We start from the raw sequence: 15470 nt of genomic DNA, 5'->3' as shown, positions 1-15470 counted from the left end.
CCAGCGTCATTTAAAATTGCGAGCCCCACCGGGCCGTGCTAGCCCGTGCCGCGAATGAAGCCACAAAGACAAGAGACCTACATGCTTTCGAAAATCCGATTTGCCCTGCCCCTCATTGCCGTTCTTTGCGCCACGCCCGCCGTCGCGGCCGACCCGATCAAAGGGTTCTTCTTTCGCCTCGAGCGCGGCTCGCAAAAGGTAGAAGGACTCTACTCGGTGGGCGGATATTCTTTGACCGAGATCACCGGCATGATGCGAAAATATTGCAAGGGTGAAAAGATCGGGCAGATCGCCCACATCGGCAAGGCCCGCAAGCGGCGCGGTCAGGTCCTTCAGAAATTCGAAACCACCTGCGCGGGCGGGATGCCAGACCGTTTCAAAGGCAAAACAGCTGGCATCGAGATTGAGTACATTACCAAGAAAAACGAATACCAAGGCAAGCACCTGGTCGAAATCACCACCTCGGACGGCCTTGGGAATATCGTGACCCTACGAGAGACGATCGAACCCTGAGCGCCGCCAAACGCCTATAACGGGGCGATATCCCCCTCTGCCCGCTGAGCATGGAAATCCGCTTCCCAGGCCTCGAACCGCCCCTCGGCAATCGCCGTGCGCATTCCCTGCATGATCTGCTGGAAATAATGCAGGTTGTGCCAGGTCAGCAGCATACCGCTGATCATCTCGCCCGACCGGTACACATGATGCAGATAGGCGCGGCTGTACCCCGAACAGGCCGGGCAAGAACACGCCTCGTCCAGGGGGCGCGGATCATCCGCATGGCGCGCGTTCTTGATATTGACCACGCCGTGCCGGGTAAACGCCTGCCCGGTCCGCCCTGACCGGGACGGCAGAACACAATCCATCATGTCGACGCCGCGCTTGACCGCGCCGACGATGTCGTCGGGCTTGCCGACCCCCATCAAATAGCGCGGCCGATCCTCGGGCAACAACTCGGGCGCATAGTCCAGGCAGTCAAACATCGCCTCCTGCCCCTCGCCCACGGCCAGACCGCCAATGGCATAGCCGTCGAAACCAATCCCGCGCAGCGCCTCGGCGCTTTCCTCGCGCAGATCGCGCTCAAGACCGCCCTGCATGATCCCGAACAGCATATGCCCGGGCCGGTCACCAAAGGCATCGCGCGAGCGCTGCGCCCACCGCATGGACAGGCGCATGCTTTCGGCGATCCGCTTACGGTCGGCAGGCAAGGCAGGACATTCGTCAAAGGCCATGACGATGTCAGACCCCAGCAGCTTCTGAATCTCCATCGACCGCTCGGGGCTCAGCATGTGTTTCGACCCATCGATATGCGACGAAAACTTCACGCCCTCTTCGGTCAGCTTGCGCAGGCCCGACAGGCTCATCACCTGAAAGCCCCCGGAGTCCGTCAGGATCGGCCGCTCCCAGTTCATGAACCTGTGCAAACCGCCCAAACGCGCAATCCGCTCGGCCCCGGGGCGCAGCATCAAATGATAGGTATTGCCCAGCAGGATATCCGCCCCCGTCGCGCGCACGCTTTCGGGCAGCATTCCCTTGACCGTGGCGGCCGTACCCACGGGCATGAAGGCCGGTGTCCGGATCTCTCCGCGCGGAGTGGAAATCACCCCCAGCCGCGCCCGCCCGTCCCGGGCTTTCAGTTCAAACGATGTCTGTGTCATACCGCTCCTTTGCCCCAGCCAAACCCGTTTGAAAAGCCCCCGGCTCTTCTTCTTGGCTCAAATACTCACTTCCCCGCGCCCCCCTCCCGCGCCACGCCGCCGCAGCACGTCGCGCCGCCACACACCCAGCCCAACGAGGCAAAGGCCGCAGGCCGGCGCCGAGACGGGAAAGCGCGCGGAACGCGCACAATTTGACAAAGGCCCGCTTGCCCATTTCCCGCCGTCTCGCCAATGTAGCCGCATGACCAGCCCCCCCACCTACCCCGGCGGCATGCCCGCGCTTCTTGCCCAATACGAAACCCGCCGGGACAGCATCGACCATGCCCCGGGCGAAGGCCTGCCGCCGCTGGACGTCGATCTTGCGGCGCTGGCGGGCCAGCGCGTCGGTGATCCCGAACAGGACCCCGGCGAACAGCCGCCCTTCCGCTCCTCGTATCATCGCAAACGCTTTGCCCTGCGCCAGGAATTGCAGGGCCTTTCGGAACTGGCCTACCTGAACGGCATGCTGATCGCGCATCTGCGCAAACGCGCCTGGCCCGATCACGCCCCCGCCCTGTTCCAAAGGCTCTGGGCGCAGCAGGGCCCCCACCTGCTCGATCAACTGGATCAACGCTGGCTGGTCTCGGCCGTCACCACCTTTGGCGATCACGGCGCCAATGTCACCCAGCGCGCCGTCGGGCTGGCGCTGACCGCCCTGTTCGGCACGATGAAGCTGTACGAATCCGAACGGCTCTACTCCGGGCTGACCCCGGACCAGCCCTTTACCCTCGATGGCAAGGCCCGCGCAAAACTGCCGCTGGACATGGAAAGCTATTCGATCACCGCCGGCGGGCTGGACGTGAACCTGATCGCCCGCCTCTGGCAAGAGGCCGAAGCCGATGCGGTGATTGCCCCCCTTGCCCATCGCCTGCTTGACCTTCTGATCCATGACGACCGCACCGTCATGCGCCGTCTGATGACCATGCGCAAACGCAAGGCGCGCCAACCCGATGCCGCCCAGCCGAAATCCAACATGGCCCCGGTGCCCGCATCGGCCATCGGCCTGCGCGCCGACACCCTGCGCTGGGGCCTTGTCAGCACGATCAAGGCGCCGCTGCCCGCGATTGCCCGCTTTGCCGCGCACCACCTGGACCTGGGCGCCGATGCGCTGCACATCTACCTGGACGCCCCCGATCCGGACACCGCCGCCTTTCTGGCGCGTCACCCGAAAATCCATGTCACCCGCTGCGATGACGCCTATTGGCAGGAAACCGGCCGCGCCCGGATGCCCGAACACCAGCGCCGCCAGGCCTACAACGCCACGCGCTGCCTGCGCGCGGTAAAGGACGATCTGGACTGGCTGGGCCATATCGACGTCGATGAATTCCTGATCTGCGACACCCCCATCGCGCAAAAGCTGGGCCATGTCGGCAGCCAGAACGCCATCGCCCGCATTCCCCCGGCCGAGGCCCTGGCCCCGCCGCAGGGCACGCCAAGCCACTTCAAGCTGACGCACAAGCAGGCCGGCGTGAAAAAGTCCGAACTGCAAGAGGTCTATCCAACCTTCGGCCTGCATCTGTACGGCGGGTTCCTGTCGCATACCTCGGGCAAGATCTTTGCCCGCACCGGCATTGCCGACACCCGCCTTGGCATCCACACGCTGAAATACAAGGGCGAGGACGTGACCAACCGGACCAAGCCCCCGGGCCTGTACCTGGCGCATTTCCATGCGCCGTCCTGGCAGCATTTCCGCGACCACCTGGAGTTTCGCCAGCAAAAGGGATCGTACCGGCCACGTTCGCTGCGGCCCGAACTGGGGCAGGCAGAGCTGCTGAAATTCCTCGCCGAGGAAGAGGGCGACGACGGTCTGCGGGTCTTTTTCGACGAGGTCTGCGCCGATACCCCCGACCTGCGCGCCCGCCTTGCCGCCCGCGACATGCTGCTCAGCCACAGCTTTGACTTCGACGCCACCACCCGGCGGATCTTTGGAGCGTTGCCATGACCGCCGCAGCATCCTGGGGGATCGTGTCGACGATCAAGGCGCCCCTGCCCGCGATCCTCGACTTTGCCGCCTGGCATCTGGAGCTGGGGGCGCAGCGGCTGTACCTGTACCTCGATGATCCCGCGCCCGACACTCAGGCCGTGCTGGCCGCGCATCCGAAAATCCGGGTGCAGCATACCGACGCCGCCTGGTGGGCCAAGCGCAACGGCCGGCCGGACAAACACCAGGTACGGCAATGCAAGAACGCCCGCCACGCCAACAACCGCAAACCCGAGGTCGACTGGCTCGCCCATATCGACGTCGACGAATTCCTGCTGCCGCAGACGCCGCTGGGCGCGCAGCTGGCGGCGCTGGCCCCCGATACGCTGTGCGCCCGCGTCCGCCCGGTCGAGGCGCTGGCCGCGGGCAGCGGCACCGCCGAGGGCGAGACCGCCTTCAAGGCCTTTCACCTGGATCAGAAACAGCGCCAACAGGCCGCGCAGGCCTGTTTCCCGACCTGGGGCCGGCACCTGTCGGGCGGTTTTCTGAGCCATGTGGCGGGCAAGCTGTTCTTTCGCACCGGGCTGGGCGGATTGGACATCAAGATCCACAACGTCACGCTGGACGGCGTCCAGAACCCCGGACAGGTCGAACTGACCGGGGTCGAGCTGGGCCATTTCCATTCGTCCAGCTGGGACCACTTCATCGCCGGCTATCGTTTCCGGCTGGAACGCGGGTCCTACCGGGCCGAGCTGAAACCCCAGGTGCGCCAGGGCGATGCGCTGAACCTGCACGACCTGTTCCGCACCATCGAGGCCGAAGCCGGAGAGGACGGCCTGCGCGCCTTTTTCGACGAGGTCTGCACCGCCTCGGCCCCGCTTTGCGACCGGCTGGAGCGGCACGGATTGCTGCGCCGACACCGGATGGACCTTGCCGCGCTGCGCGCCCGGCATTTCCCGCAGGGCGCCGCCTGATCGGGATTCGCCCCCTGCACGGGCGCGCCCCTTGACGGTTGATTTTCCGGACCCAGCGCAACTATACATGGAAACCCCAAGGATCATCCAAGAGGCCCCCATGCGTCTGATCGCCACAATCCAGGCCTGCGTCCTGCTTGCCGCGGCAACGCCCGGCGCGGCCCAGCACGCCTGCGCCCATACCGGCCATGACGTCGTCACCCGCATCAACGGCCAGATCCCGCCCGGCACGGTGGCCGGACTGGTCGACGTGACCGTGATGGTCGACACCGTCATGCCCGACGGCAACCGGCTGGTGGTGACCCGGGGCACCCGCCGCGCCGGCACCCGCGTCGGCATCCATGTGCACGAATTCGGTGGCCACACCTGTGTTCTGCAAGGCGCGATCACCGATTTCGTCGAAGGTGCAGACCCCGGCCTGTTCGCCGCGGACAGCTGTTACTACATGCCGCCAGAGACACCGATGACCGCCGCCAACCTTGGCACCGTCGATGCCGTGCTGATCGACACCTTCATCCTGCCGCCGGGCAAGGACCCGATCACCATCATCGAAACCTGCCCGGACAGCTAACGCCGCGCCCGAAACTATTTCGCAAAACGCCCCAATCCGCCCCCTCCGCGCGCCGCGTTTCGATTTTGGAAACAAACACGGGCGATCTATTGCCCGGCGCGACAGCGCGCAATTGACCTTTCCCGCGCTTTTCACTATGGCACGCAACAGGAGTTAACCACGCAACGATATGCGGGGCCGTAAGGGCCTTAACTCACTCAGACGCGCAGGCCATGCAACAGTGCCTGCATTGATCGGACACGCATGACCCAAACCAAGTTTTCTGACCTGAACCTGAACCCCAAAGTTCTCAAGGCCATCGAAGAGGCAGGCTATGAAAGCCCCACGCCTATTCAAGAGGGCGCCATTCCCCCCGCGCTCGAAGGCCGTGATGTTCTGGGCATTGCCCAGACAGGCACAGGCAAGACCGCCAGCTTTACGCTGCCGATGATCACCATGCTCGCCCGTGGGCGCGCCCGCGCACGGATGCCGCGCAGCCTTGTGCTGTGCCCCACGCGCGAACTGGCCGCCCAGGTGGCCGAAAACTTTGACGTCTACGCCAAGAACGTCAAACTGACCAAGGCGCTGCTGATCGGCGGCGTTTCCTTCAAGGAACAGGATCAGCTGATCGACAAGGGCGTCGATGTGCTGATCGCCACACCGGGCCGCCTGCTGGACCATTTCGAACGCGGCAAACTGATCCTGTCGGACGTCAAGATCATGGTCGTCGACGAAGCCGACCGGATGCTCGACATGGGCTTTATCCCCGATATCGAACGCATCTTCGGCCTGACGCCCTTTACCCGCCAGACACTGTTCTTCTCGGCCACCATGGCGCCGGAAATCGAGCGGATCACCAACACCTTCCTGTCGTCGCCCGCGCGCATCGAAGTGGCCCGTCAGGCCACCGCGTCGGAAACCATCGAACAGGCCGCCGTCTTTGTCAAAGCCTCGCGCAAGGACCGCGAAGCCACCGAAAAGCGCAAGGTCCTGCGTGACCTGATCGACGCCGAGGGTGAGAAACTGACCAATGCGATCATCTTCTGCAACCGCAAGGTGGATGTGGATATCGTTTCGAAATCGCTGACGAAATACGGCTATGACGCGGCCCCGATCCACGGCGATCTGGACCAGTCCCAGCGTACCCGCACGCTTGACGGCTTCCGCGAAGGCGCGCTGCGCATTCTGGTCGCCTCGGATGTGGCGGCGCGCGGGCTGGATGTGCCTTCGGTCAGCCATGTGTTCAACTTCGACGTGCCCGGCCACCCCGAAGACTACGTGCACCGCATCGGCCGTACCGGCCGCGCCGGGCGCGAAGGCAAGGCCTTTACCATCGTGGTGCCGCGCGACGAAAAGAACTTTGCCGCAGTCGAGGCGCTGATCCAAAAGGAAATCCCGCGCGTCCAGACCGCCCAACAGGCCGAAACGCCCGTGGATGCCGCAGCCGAGGAAACCCCGGCCAAGAGCGACGTGAAAAAGCCGACGCGCACCCGGTCGCGCAGCAAAAGCGCCGACAAGGCCCCGCGCGTGGTCGAAGCCGAAACCGCGCCGGAACCGCAGCCCGAAAGCCCGCAAACCGACGAGCGCCCGCAGCGCGCAGAGCGTCCCGAACGGGCTGAGCGCCCCGAACGGGCTGAGCGCCCCGAGCGTAGCAAGGACCGCAGCAAGGAACGGCCGCGCCGCAACGACAACAATATCGTCGGCATGGGCGATCACATGCCCGAGTTCATCGCGCTCAGCTTTGACGAACGCCGCGCGTCGTGATCCGCTGACCGCAGCGCCGCACCAATGACAAAAGGCCCGGGCATCGCTGCCCGGGCCTTTTTCGTTTCACCCCAAGGGGATGACCTTACATCAGACGGCTGACGACCACCGTGACCTCGGGCTTTTTGCCAATCTCGTTCTGACAGGTCTGGCGCACCACGCGGCGCATGCCTTCCTCCAGCTTGTCGTCATCGGTCAGGGTCTTGTCGCCGGCACGGCCCAAGAACTGCGACAGGTCTTCTTCGAGGATGTCCGACAGCGGCACGCGCGACCGCCCGGTTTCGGCAAGGCCCATCAATTCGCACCACGGCTCGCCCAGCGGCGTGTCGTCTTCGTCGATGATCACCGTCACCAGAACATGGCCGTTCATCGCCATGCGCAGGCGGTCACGCACGATCCCGTCCAGCGCGCCGATCTGCACGCTGCCATCCAGATAGGTGCGCCCGGTGTCGATGTATTCGGCCACGGTGGGTTCGTTCCCCGACAGGTCGATCATCATGCCGTTGACCGCCAGAACGCCCTTGCGGCCGCGGCGCTGGCTGATCTTGACGTGTTCGCGCAGGTGGCGGTGTTCGCCGTGCATCGGGATCACCATCTGCGGCTGCACCACATCCTGCAGCGTTTCCAGATCAGGGCGGTTGGCATGGCCCGACACGTGGTACAGCCCGTTGGAATCGTCAACCACATCAACACCTTGCTCGGACAGCTGGTTCATGATGCGAATGACGCCGCGCTCGTTGCCCGGAATGGTCTTGGACGAAAACAGGAACAGATCGCCCTCTTTCAGGGTCATGCCGTGATACTTGCCGCGCGCCAGCTGCGCACTGGCGGCGCGCCGTTCGCCCTGCGATCCGGTGACGATCAGCATCAGGTTCTCGCGCGGGATTGCGCTGGCATCCTCGGGGCCGATCACCTTGGGAAAGCCGGTCAGAACCCCGGTTTCGATCGAGGCCTCGATCATCCGGCGCATCGCCCGCCCCATCAGGCAGATCGACCGCCCTGCCCGATCCGCTGCCTCGGCAAGGGTCTTGACCCGCGCCACGTTGCTGGCAAAGGTCGTCGCCACCACCATGTGCGGCGCCTCGGCCACCAGCTTTTCAACATTAGGGCCAACCTCGGCCTCGGACCGGCCGGGATGCTGAGAGAAAACGTTGGTCGAATCGCAGACCAGCGCCTTGACGCCTTCCTTGCTGACCTCGGCCCAAAGCTCGGGGTCCCAGGGCTCACCCACCAGCGGCGTGGTATCCAGCTTGAAATCGCCCGAATGGATCACCCGGCCAGCAGGGCTGTCGATCACCAGCCCGCTGCTTTCGGGAATCGAATGCGAGATCGGCAAAAAGCCCACGGTAAACGGCCCAACCGTCACGGTTTCCGGCCATTTCGACACGGTCCGCACGGCTTTGCCCTCGACCCCGAATTCGTTCAGCTTTTGCCGCGCAAGGTTGGCGGTAAAGGCGCGCGCATAGATCGGTGCGCCGAGATCCTCGAAGGTATGGCCAACGGCGCCGACATGGTCCTCGTGCGCATGGGTGATGAACACCGCCTCGATCCGGTTGCGGTTTTCCTTCAGCCAGGTGATGTCCGGCAGGATCAGGTCCACCCCGGGCGAGCTGTCCATATCCGGAAAGGTCACCCCCAGATCGACAACGATCAGCCGCTCCTGCCCCGGTTTGCCATAGCCATAGACATAGCAGTTCATGCCGATTTCGCCGGCGCCCCCCAGCGGGAGGTAAATCAATCTGTCGCTGCTCATGTCACTCTGCCTTTGTCAACGTCTTGTTATAATTGTGGATAACGGTCAGACCATGCATGGTCAGATCGTCCTCGATCTTGTCGAACAGCACCTCGCCACTGGCGAAAAGCGGGGCCAGCCCGCCGGTGCCGATCACTTTCATCGGGCGGCCATACTCGGCCTTGATACGGGTGGTGATGCCCTGGATCAGGCCGACATAGCCCCAGAACACACCCGACTGGATGCAGCCCACGGTATTGGTGCCGATCACCTTGTCGGGCTGGGTGATGTCGACATGCGGCAGCGCCGCCGCACCCTGGTGCAGGGCCTCAAGCGACAGGTTCACACCGGGCGCGATCACCCCGCCGACATAGGCACCATCCTCGGCTACCACATCGAAATTCGTCGCCGTTCCGAAATCCACCACCACCACGTCGCCGCCATGCCGGTCAAAGGCGGCGGCGGCATTGGCCAGCCGGTCCGGCCCAACCCCGGTGCCAGCGTCCACACGCGGCGGGATCGGCAACTGACACTCGGGCTTGCCCACCACCAGCGGGCGGCAGCCAAAGAACCGGTCCGCAAAGACCCGCAGGTTCCAGACCACGCGCGGCACGGTGGACGAGATGATCACATCGGTGATGTCGGCATCAATCTTGTAGTGGTTCACCAGGGTCGAATACCAGGTGAAATAGGCATCCGCCGTGCGGCTGTGATGGGTCGAGGTGCGCAGCGTGCACAGGAACCGCGTCCCGTCCCAGATGGAAAAGACCGTATTGGTATTGCCGCAGTCGATGCACAAAAGCATAGGCAAAGCCTTCTAGAAAAACACATCCGCCGCCGCAATGGCGCGGCGGGCCTCAGGGGTCTTTAAGACAAGATTGCCCTGCTCGTCCACCGTCTCGAAGGTGCCGGTGACCTCTTCGCGCCCCGTGCGCGCCGTTATCACCTCACCAAGGCGCGCGGCACGCTCCAGCCAGGCGGCGCGGATCGGCGCAAAGCCATAGGTGACAAAGCTCTGCTCGCGTGCCGCATAGGCCGCCGCCAGCGCTTCCAGCATCGCCTCGGGAGTCACCCGCTTGCCGGTCTCGCCCAGCACCGACACGGGCGCCAAGGCTCCCGGTTCGACCTGCGCCGCCCCCGGCGCGGCAATCAGGTTGACGCCGATCCCGATGGCCAGATGCCCGCCTGGGCCGCCCAGGCTTTCCAGCAGGATACCGGCCACCTTGCCACCGTTCATCAAAACGTCGTTGGGCCACTTCAGCGCCAGCCCCGCCGCGGTCCCCGTCACCGCCTCAAATGCGTCAAACAAGGCCAGCGCCGCCACAAAGGACCGCAAGGCAACCACCTCGGGCGCCTCGCCGGGGCGCATCACCAGGGTCGCTGCAAAATTGCCCGCCGGCATGACCCAAGGGCGCCCGCGTCGCCCCCGCGCCGCGCTTTGCGACAGCGCCAGGATCCACTCCGGCCCCGCCAGCCCAAGGGCGATCCGAGCGGCTTCTGCATTGCTGCTGTCCACCGTCTCCAGCACCCGCTTGCCATACCCCTCAGGCCACATGCGCGCCCCCTGCTTCTTTGTGCCCAAAATATCCCGGGGGAGTCGCGCAGCGACGGGGGCAGCGCCCCCAACCCCCAAAAACAAAGCGACGCGCCCGAAGGCGCGTCCCCTTTTATCATCGCTCGCAAGGCAGGGTCAGTTGACCAGCGTCGCCGCAGCCGCCGCCGCCGCCCCTTCGATCCCGAACAGGTTCACGACACCAACCACCATGATCACCGCCGAGGCCATCAGGAACCCCCACAGCACCGGCGACTTGCCACCATCCAGGGCGTCCTCGCGGTCCTCGCCGAAATACATGTAGAACACGATCCGCAGGTAGTAGAAGGCGCCGATCACGCTGGCCACCACGCCCGCAACCGCAAGCCAGGCATAACCCGCCTCGTAGGCCGCGCGCAGCACGTAGAACTTGCCAAAGAACCCGACCAACGGCGGCACGCCTGCCAGCGAAAACAGCAGCACCAGCATGGCCAGCGCCTTGCCCGGCTCGCGCTTGGAATACATCCCCAGCGCCTCGATATCCGTCACCGGCTGGCCGTCGCGTTCCATCGACAGGATAAAGGCAAAGGTGCCGACGTTCATGGTGACATAGATCGCCATGTAGATCAGCATCGCCTGCACACCCAGCGCCGTGCCCGCCGCCAGGCCCATCAGGGCAAAGCCCATGTGCGCAATCGACGAATAGGCCATCAGGCGCTTGATATCGCGCTGGCCGATCGCCGCCACGGCGCCCAGGAACATCGACAGCAGCGACAGCAGGGCAACAACCTGCCCCCAGTCGTGCGTCGCATTGCCAAAGGCGTCATGCATCACGCGGGCAAACAGGCCCATCGCCGCGACTTTCGGTGCGGTGGCAAAGAAGGCCGTCACCGGCGTGGGCGAACCCTGGTAGACGTCCGGCGTCCACATGTGGAAGGGCACCGCCGAAACCTTGAAGGCCATGCCGGAAATCAGCAGCACAAGGCCGATCAGCAGGCCAACGGACATTTCCCCTTCGGTCGCGGTCTGGATGATGCCGGCGAACTGGGTCGTCCCGGCAAAGCCATAGACCATCGACGCCCCATACAACAGCAGTCCCGAGGACAGCGCGCCCAGCACGAAATACTTCAGGCCCGCTTCCGTCGACTTGGCACTGTCGCGGCGCAGCGAGGCGACCACATACAGCGACAGCGATTGCAGCTCGAGCCCCATGTACAGCGACATCAGGTCGCCGGCGCTGACCATCATCATCATGCCGACGGCGGCCAGCGCCACCAGCAGCGGATATTCAAAGCGCAGCAAGCCGCGCGCGCTCATGTAGCCTTCGCTCATCAGCAGGACGGCCGCGGCCGAGACAAGGATCGTCACCTTGGCAAAGCGGGCAAAGCCGTCGTCGACGAACATCCCGTTGAAGGCGACGTTCGTCCCCGCGCCCGAGGCCCCGATCCAAAGCGCCAGCAGCACGAAGATCGCCGAGGTTGCCCAGACCAGCATCGGTGCCAGCTTGTCCTTGCCGGTATAGACCGCGCCGATCAGCGCCAGCATGGCAAAGACCGCCAGCAGGATTTCCGGCAGGATGATAGTGAGATCAGCCGAGATCATAGCCCCGCCCCCTTAATGTTCTGCTTTGGCGACATGGGTGTCGCCACCCAGGCCGGCAGCGGCCACAGCCGTGTCATACTGTTCGATCAGCGCGCCAACGCTGGGTCCGATGCGGTCCAGGATCGGCGCCGGATAGACGCCCATCCAGATCGTCATCACCACCAGCGGCGCAAAGATCACCTTTTCGCGGGTCGTCATGTCGGTGATGGTCTTCAGGCTTTCCTTGATCAGGTCGCCCATGACCACGCGGCGATACAGCCACAGCGCATAGGCCGCGGACAGGATCACCCCGGTGGTGGCGCCTGCGGCCACCCAGGTGTTGACCTGGAAAATGCCCATCAGCACCAGGAATTCCCCGATGAAACCAGAGGTGCCCGGCAGGCCGACGTTGGCCATGGTGAACAGCATGAAGATCAGCGCATAGGCCGGCATGCGGTTCACAAGGCCGCCATAGGCGTCGATCTCGCGGGTGTGCATACGGTCATAGATCACGCCGACACACAGGAACAACGCGCCCGAGATGAAGCCGTGGCTGATCATCTGGAAGATCGCGCCATCAACCCCCTGCTGGTTGGCCGCAAAGATGCCCATGGTGACATAGCCCATGTGCGCGACCGACGAATAGGCGATCAGCTTTTTCATGTCTTCCTGCACCAGCGCCACAAGGCTGGTGTAGATGATCGCGATCACCGACAGGGCAAAGACAAGGTCCTGCATGATCTCGGACCCGACCGGGAACATCGGTAGCGAAAAGCGCAGAAAGCCATAGCCGCCCATCTTCAGCAGGATCGCCGCCAGCACGACCGAGCCCGCCGTCGGCGCCTGAACGTGCGCGTCCGGCAACCAGGTGTGCACCGGCCACATCGGCATCTTGACCGCAAAGCTGGCAAAGAAGGCCAGGAACAGCATGGTCTGAAGGCCGCCGATCACCTGCACGCCCATCAGGCTGAAGCTTTCGGACGAGAAGGTGTGGTTCATCAGCAGCGTGATGTCTGTGGTGCCCGCATCGGCGAACATCGCCACCATGGCCACCAGCATCAGCACCGACCCAAGGAAGGTGTAGAGGAAGAACTTGAAGCTGGCATAGATGCGGTTGGCCCCGCCCCAGATGCCGATGATCAGGAACATCGGGATCAGGCCTGCCTCGAAGAACAGGTAGAACAGCACCAGGTCCAGCGCCATGAACACGCCCAGCATCAGCGTTTCCAGCAGCAGGAAGGCGATCATGTATTCCTTGACGCGGGTGCTGACGCCCCAGCTGGCCAGGATGGTCAGCGGCATCATGAAGGTGGTCAGCATCACGAACAGGACCGAAATCCCGTCGACGCCCATCTTGTACTTCATCCCCAGCAGCCACTCCTGCTCTTCCACCATCTGGAAACCGGTGTCCGAGGCATCGAACTGCGCAAGGATGAACAGCGAGATCAGGAAGGTCACGCTGGTGGCGATCATCGCCAGCCATTTTGCATTGCGATCCGCCGCTTCGTCACCGCCGCGCAGGAACAGCGCAAGGATCAGGGCCGCCAGAGCAGGCAGAAAGGTGACAATGGAAAGCAAGTTATCCATCAGTGCGCTCCTCCGCTGAGCGACATCCAGGTGATCAGGACGGCGATCCCGATGACCATCGCGAATGCATAGGTAAAGATGTATCCAGACTGCGCCCGGCCCGCGAGCCTGGTAAAGAAGGGCACGATGCCCATGGCGATGCCGTTGATCGACCCGTCGATGACGTCGCCGTCGCCGCGCTTCCACAGCAGGCGGCCAAGCGCCTTGGCGGGACGGACAAAGAGGAAGTCATAGATTTCGTCAAAGTACCATTTGTTCAGCAGGAACAGGTACAGCGGGCGCTGGTTTTCGGCCAGACGCTTGGGCAGTTCGGGGTTCGCGATATAGAACCAGAAGGCCGTGGCGAAACCGATGATCATGGCAACGAAGGGGCTGACCTTGACCCATGTCGGGGCATGGTGCGCGTCGTCCATCACGTGGTTGTCCGGCGCCATGTAGATCGCGCCCTGCGGGGCCATTGCGTGGTCTGCGGCGGCAGCGTGGTCCGCGGCCTCGCCATGCGCGGCGTCGTCGCCATGACCGGCATCCGCAACAGCGGTGTCCCCGTGACCGGCATCCGCCGCTTCGCCGTGTCCTGCATCGGCCACCTCTTCGTGGTGGGCCGGAATGCCAAAGAACTTGTTCACCTGGTTGTGGTCGCCAAAGAACGAACCGTACCAGATCATCCCGGCAAACACCGACCCGAAGGCCAGCACGCCCAGCGGAACCAGCATGACCATCGGGCTTTCGTGCGCGTGCTCATGCGTGTGCTTGTCGCCGCGCGCCTCGCCGTAGAAGGTCAGGAAGATCAGGCGCCAGCTGTAAAAGCTGGTGAACAGCGCCGCGATGACCAGCATCCAGAAGGCATAGCCACCATTGGTGCCCGCCCAGGCGCTTTCGATCACCGCGTCCTTGGACAGGAAGCCGGCAAAGCCCAGATGGGTCAGCGGGATCCCGACGCCGGTGATCGCCAGCGTGCCGATCATCATCGCCCAGAAGGTATAGGGCAGCTTTTTGCGCAGCGCGCCATAGTTCCGCATGTCCTGTTCGTGGTGCATGCCGTGGATCACCGACCCCGCGCCAAGGAACAGCATCGCCTTGAAGAAGGCGTGCGTGAACAGGTGGAACATGGCGACCGAATAGACGCCGACACCGGCAGCCACGAACATGTAGCCCAGCTGGGACATGGTCGAATAGGCGATCACGCGTTTGATGTCGTTCTGCACCAGACCGATGGTCGCGGCGACAAAGGCCGTGGTCGCGCCAAGGAAGGTGATGAAACCGGTTGCCCCGGGGGCGAATTCCATCAGCGGCGACATGCGGCAGACCAGAAAGACACCGGCGGTGACCATGGTCGCGGCGTGGATCAGCGCCGACACAGGCGTCGGGCCTTCCATCGCGTCAGGCAACCATGTGTGCAGGAACAGCTGTGCCGATTTGCCCATCGCGCCGACGAACAGCAGGAAGGCCACAACCTCGGCCGCGTTCCATTCGCGCCACAAGAAGGTCAGCTGCGTTTCGGCAATCGCCGGAGCGGCGGCAAAGATGTCGTCGAACTTGATGCTGTCGGTCAGGAAGAACAGGCCAAAGATGCCAAGCGCAAAGCCAAAGTCGCCAACCCGGTTGACCACAAAGGCCTTGATCGCGGCGGCGTTGGCCGACGGCTTGCGATAGTAGAAGCCGATCAGCAGGTAGGATGCGACACCCACGCCTTCCCAGCCAAAGAACATCTGAACCAGGTTGTCCGAGGTCACCAGCATCAGCATGGCAAAGGTAAAGAACGACAGATAGGCAAAGAAGCGGGCGCGATAGCTTTCCTCGCCGTCCTTGAACTGGCTGTCATGCGCCATGTAGCCAAAGGAATACAGGTGCACCAGCGACGACACGGTGGTGACGACGATCAGCATGATCGAGGTCAGGCGGTCCAGCCGGATCGACCAGTCGGTCGACAGCGTGCCGCTTTCGATCCAGCGCATGATCTGGATGTGCTGGGTTTCCGGTCCGTGCGAAAAGAACACGATCCAGGACAGCAGGCAGGCCAGGAACAGCAGGCCCGTAGTGACGTATTGCGCCCCGGTGATCGAAATGTAGCGCCAGCCGAAGCCGGCGATCAGGCTGCCCACCAGCGGGGCGAAAAGGATGATCGTCTCCATTTTG

At 63.7% G+C, this 15470-nt stretch carries 12 protein-coding genes; 5 read left to right on the top strand and 7 right to left on the bottom strand.

Annotated features, from left to right (window positions below):
- Window positions 1-81 precede the first annotated feature (81 nt).
- Window positions 82-513, top strand: coding sequence for a hypothetical protein (locus QF118_RS11585; RefSeq protein ID WP_282299217.1), 432 nt, complete (start codon window positions 82-84; stop codon window positions 511-513).
- Window positions 514-527: 14 nt separating this feature from the next.
- Here QF118_RS11585 and tgt read toward each other — a convergent pair whose 3' ends face one another.
- Complete coding sequence (gene tgt / locus QF118_RS11580; RefSeq protein ID WP_282299216.1) at window positions 528-1655, bottom strand: tRNA guanosine(34) transglycosylase Tgt; 1128 nt, start codon at window positions 1653-1655, stop codon at window positions 528-530.
- Between the two features lie 241 nt (window positions 1656-1896).
- Here tgt and QF118_RS11575 point away from each other — a divergent pair, with 241 nt between their 5' ends.
- The 4 genes from QF118_RS11575 (at window position 1897) to QF118_RS11560 (ending at window position 6903) form a co-directional block, all read left to right on the top strand.
- On the top strand, window positions 1897-3636 hold the full coding sequence (locus tag QF118_RS11575; protein WP_282299215.1) for a glycosyltransferase family 2 protein: 1740 nt from the start codon (window positions 1897-1899) through the stop codon (window positions 3634-3636).
- On the top strand, window positions 3633-4589 hold the full coding sequence (locus QF118_RS11570) for a glycosyltransferase family 2 protein (protein ID WP_282299214.1): 957 nt from the start codon (window positions 3633-3635) through the stop codon (window positions 4587-4589). Before QF118_RS11575 ends, QF118_RS11570 begins: the two co-directional genes overlap by 4 nt.
- A gap of 100 nt (window positions 4590-4689) precedes the next feature.
- Window positions 4690-5160 carry a cupin domain-containing protein gene (locus tag QF118_RS11565; protein ID WP_282299213.1) on the top strand — a complete coding sequence of 157 codons (471 nt, stop codon included), beginning with the start codon at window positions 4690-4692 and terminating at the stop codon, window positions 5158-5160.
- 243 nt (window positions 5161-5403) lie between these two features.
- A complete protein-coding gene (locus tag QF118_RS11560; RefSeq protein ID WP_282299212.1) occupies window positions 5404-6903 on the top strand; it encodes a DEAD/DEAH box helicase in 1500 nt (499 codons plus the stop codon).
- A gap of 85 nt (window positions 6904-6988) precedes the next feature.
- Here the strand turns inward: QF118_RS11560 and QF118_RS11555 are convergent, their stop codons facing one another.
- From QF118_RS11555 to nuoL, 6 genes are all read right to left on the bottom strand, one after another.
- On the bottom strand, window positions 6989-8656 hold the full coding sequence (locus QF118_RS11555; protein ID WP_282299211.1) for a ribonuclease J: 1668 nt from the start codon (window positions 8654-8656) through the stop codon (window positions 6989-6991).
- Between the two features lies 1 nt (window position 8657).
- The gene (locus QF118_RS11550) at window positions 8658-9440 is read right to left on the bottom strand and encodes a type III pantothenate kinase (RefSeq protein ID WP_282299210.1); all 783 of its coding nucleotides are present in this window, start codon (window positions 9438-9440) and stop codon (window positions 8658-8660) included.
- A 12-nt stretch (window positions 9441-9452) separates the two neighbouring features.
- Complete coding sequence (locus tag QF118_RS11545; RefSeq protein WP_282299209.1) at window positions 9453-10190, bottom strand: biotin--[acetyl-CoA-carboxylase] ligase; 738 nt, start codon at window positions 10188-10190, stop codon at window positions 9453-9455.
- Between the two features lie 135 nt (window positions 10191-10325).
- Window positions 10326-11768, bottom strand: a complete 1443-nt coding sequence (gene nuoN / locus QF118_RS11540; protein ID WP_282299208.1) for an NADH-quinone oxidoreductase subunit NuoN — start codon at window positions 11766-11768, stop codon at window positions 10326-10328.
- A 12-nt stretch (window positions 11769-11780) separates the two neighbouring features.
- Complete coding sequence (locus QF118_RS11535) at window positions 11781-13334, bottom strand: NADH-quinone oxidoreductase subunit M (RefSeq protein ID WP_282299207.1); 1554 nt, start codon at window positions 13332-13334, stop codon at window positions 11781-11783.
- Window positions 13334-15466 carry an NADH-quinone oxidoreductase subunit L gene (gene nuoL / locus QF118_RS11530; RefSeq protein WP_282299206.1) on the bottom strand — a complete coding sequence of 711 codons (2133 nt, stop codon included), beginning with the start codon at window positions 15464-15466 and terminating at the stop codon, window positions 13334-13336. Before nuoL ends, QF118_RS11535 begins: the two co-directional genes overlap by 1 nt.
- Between the last annotated feature and the right edge of the window lie 4 nt (window positions 15467-15470).

This window comes from Tropicibacter oceani (genome assembly GCF_029958925.1).
Taxonomy (GTDB): Bacteria; Pseudomonadota; Alphaproteobacteria; order Rhodobacterales; family Rhodobacteraceae; genus Pacificoceanicola; species Pacificoceanicola oceani.
The sequence above is the reverse complement of the archived record's forward strand: the minus strand, read 5'-3'. Positions and strand labels throughout refer to the sequence as shown.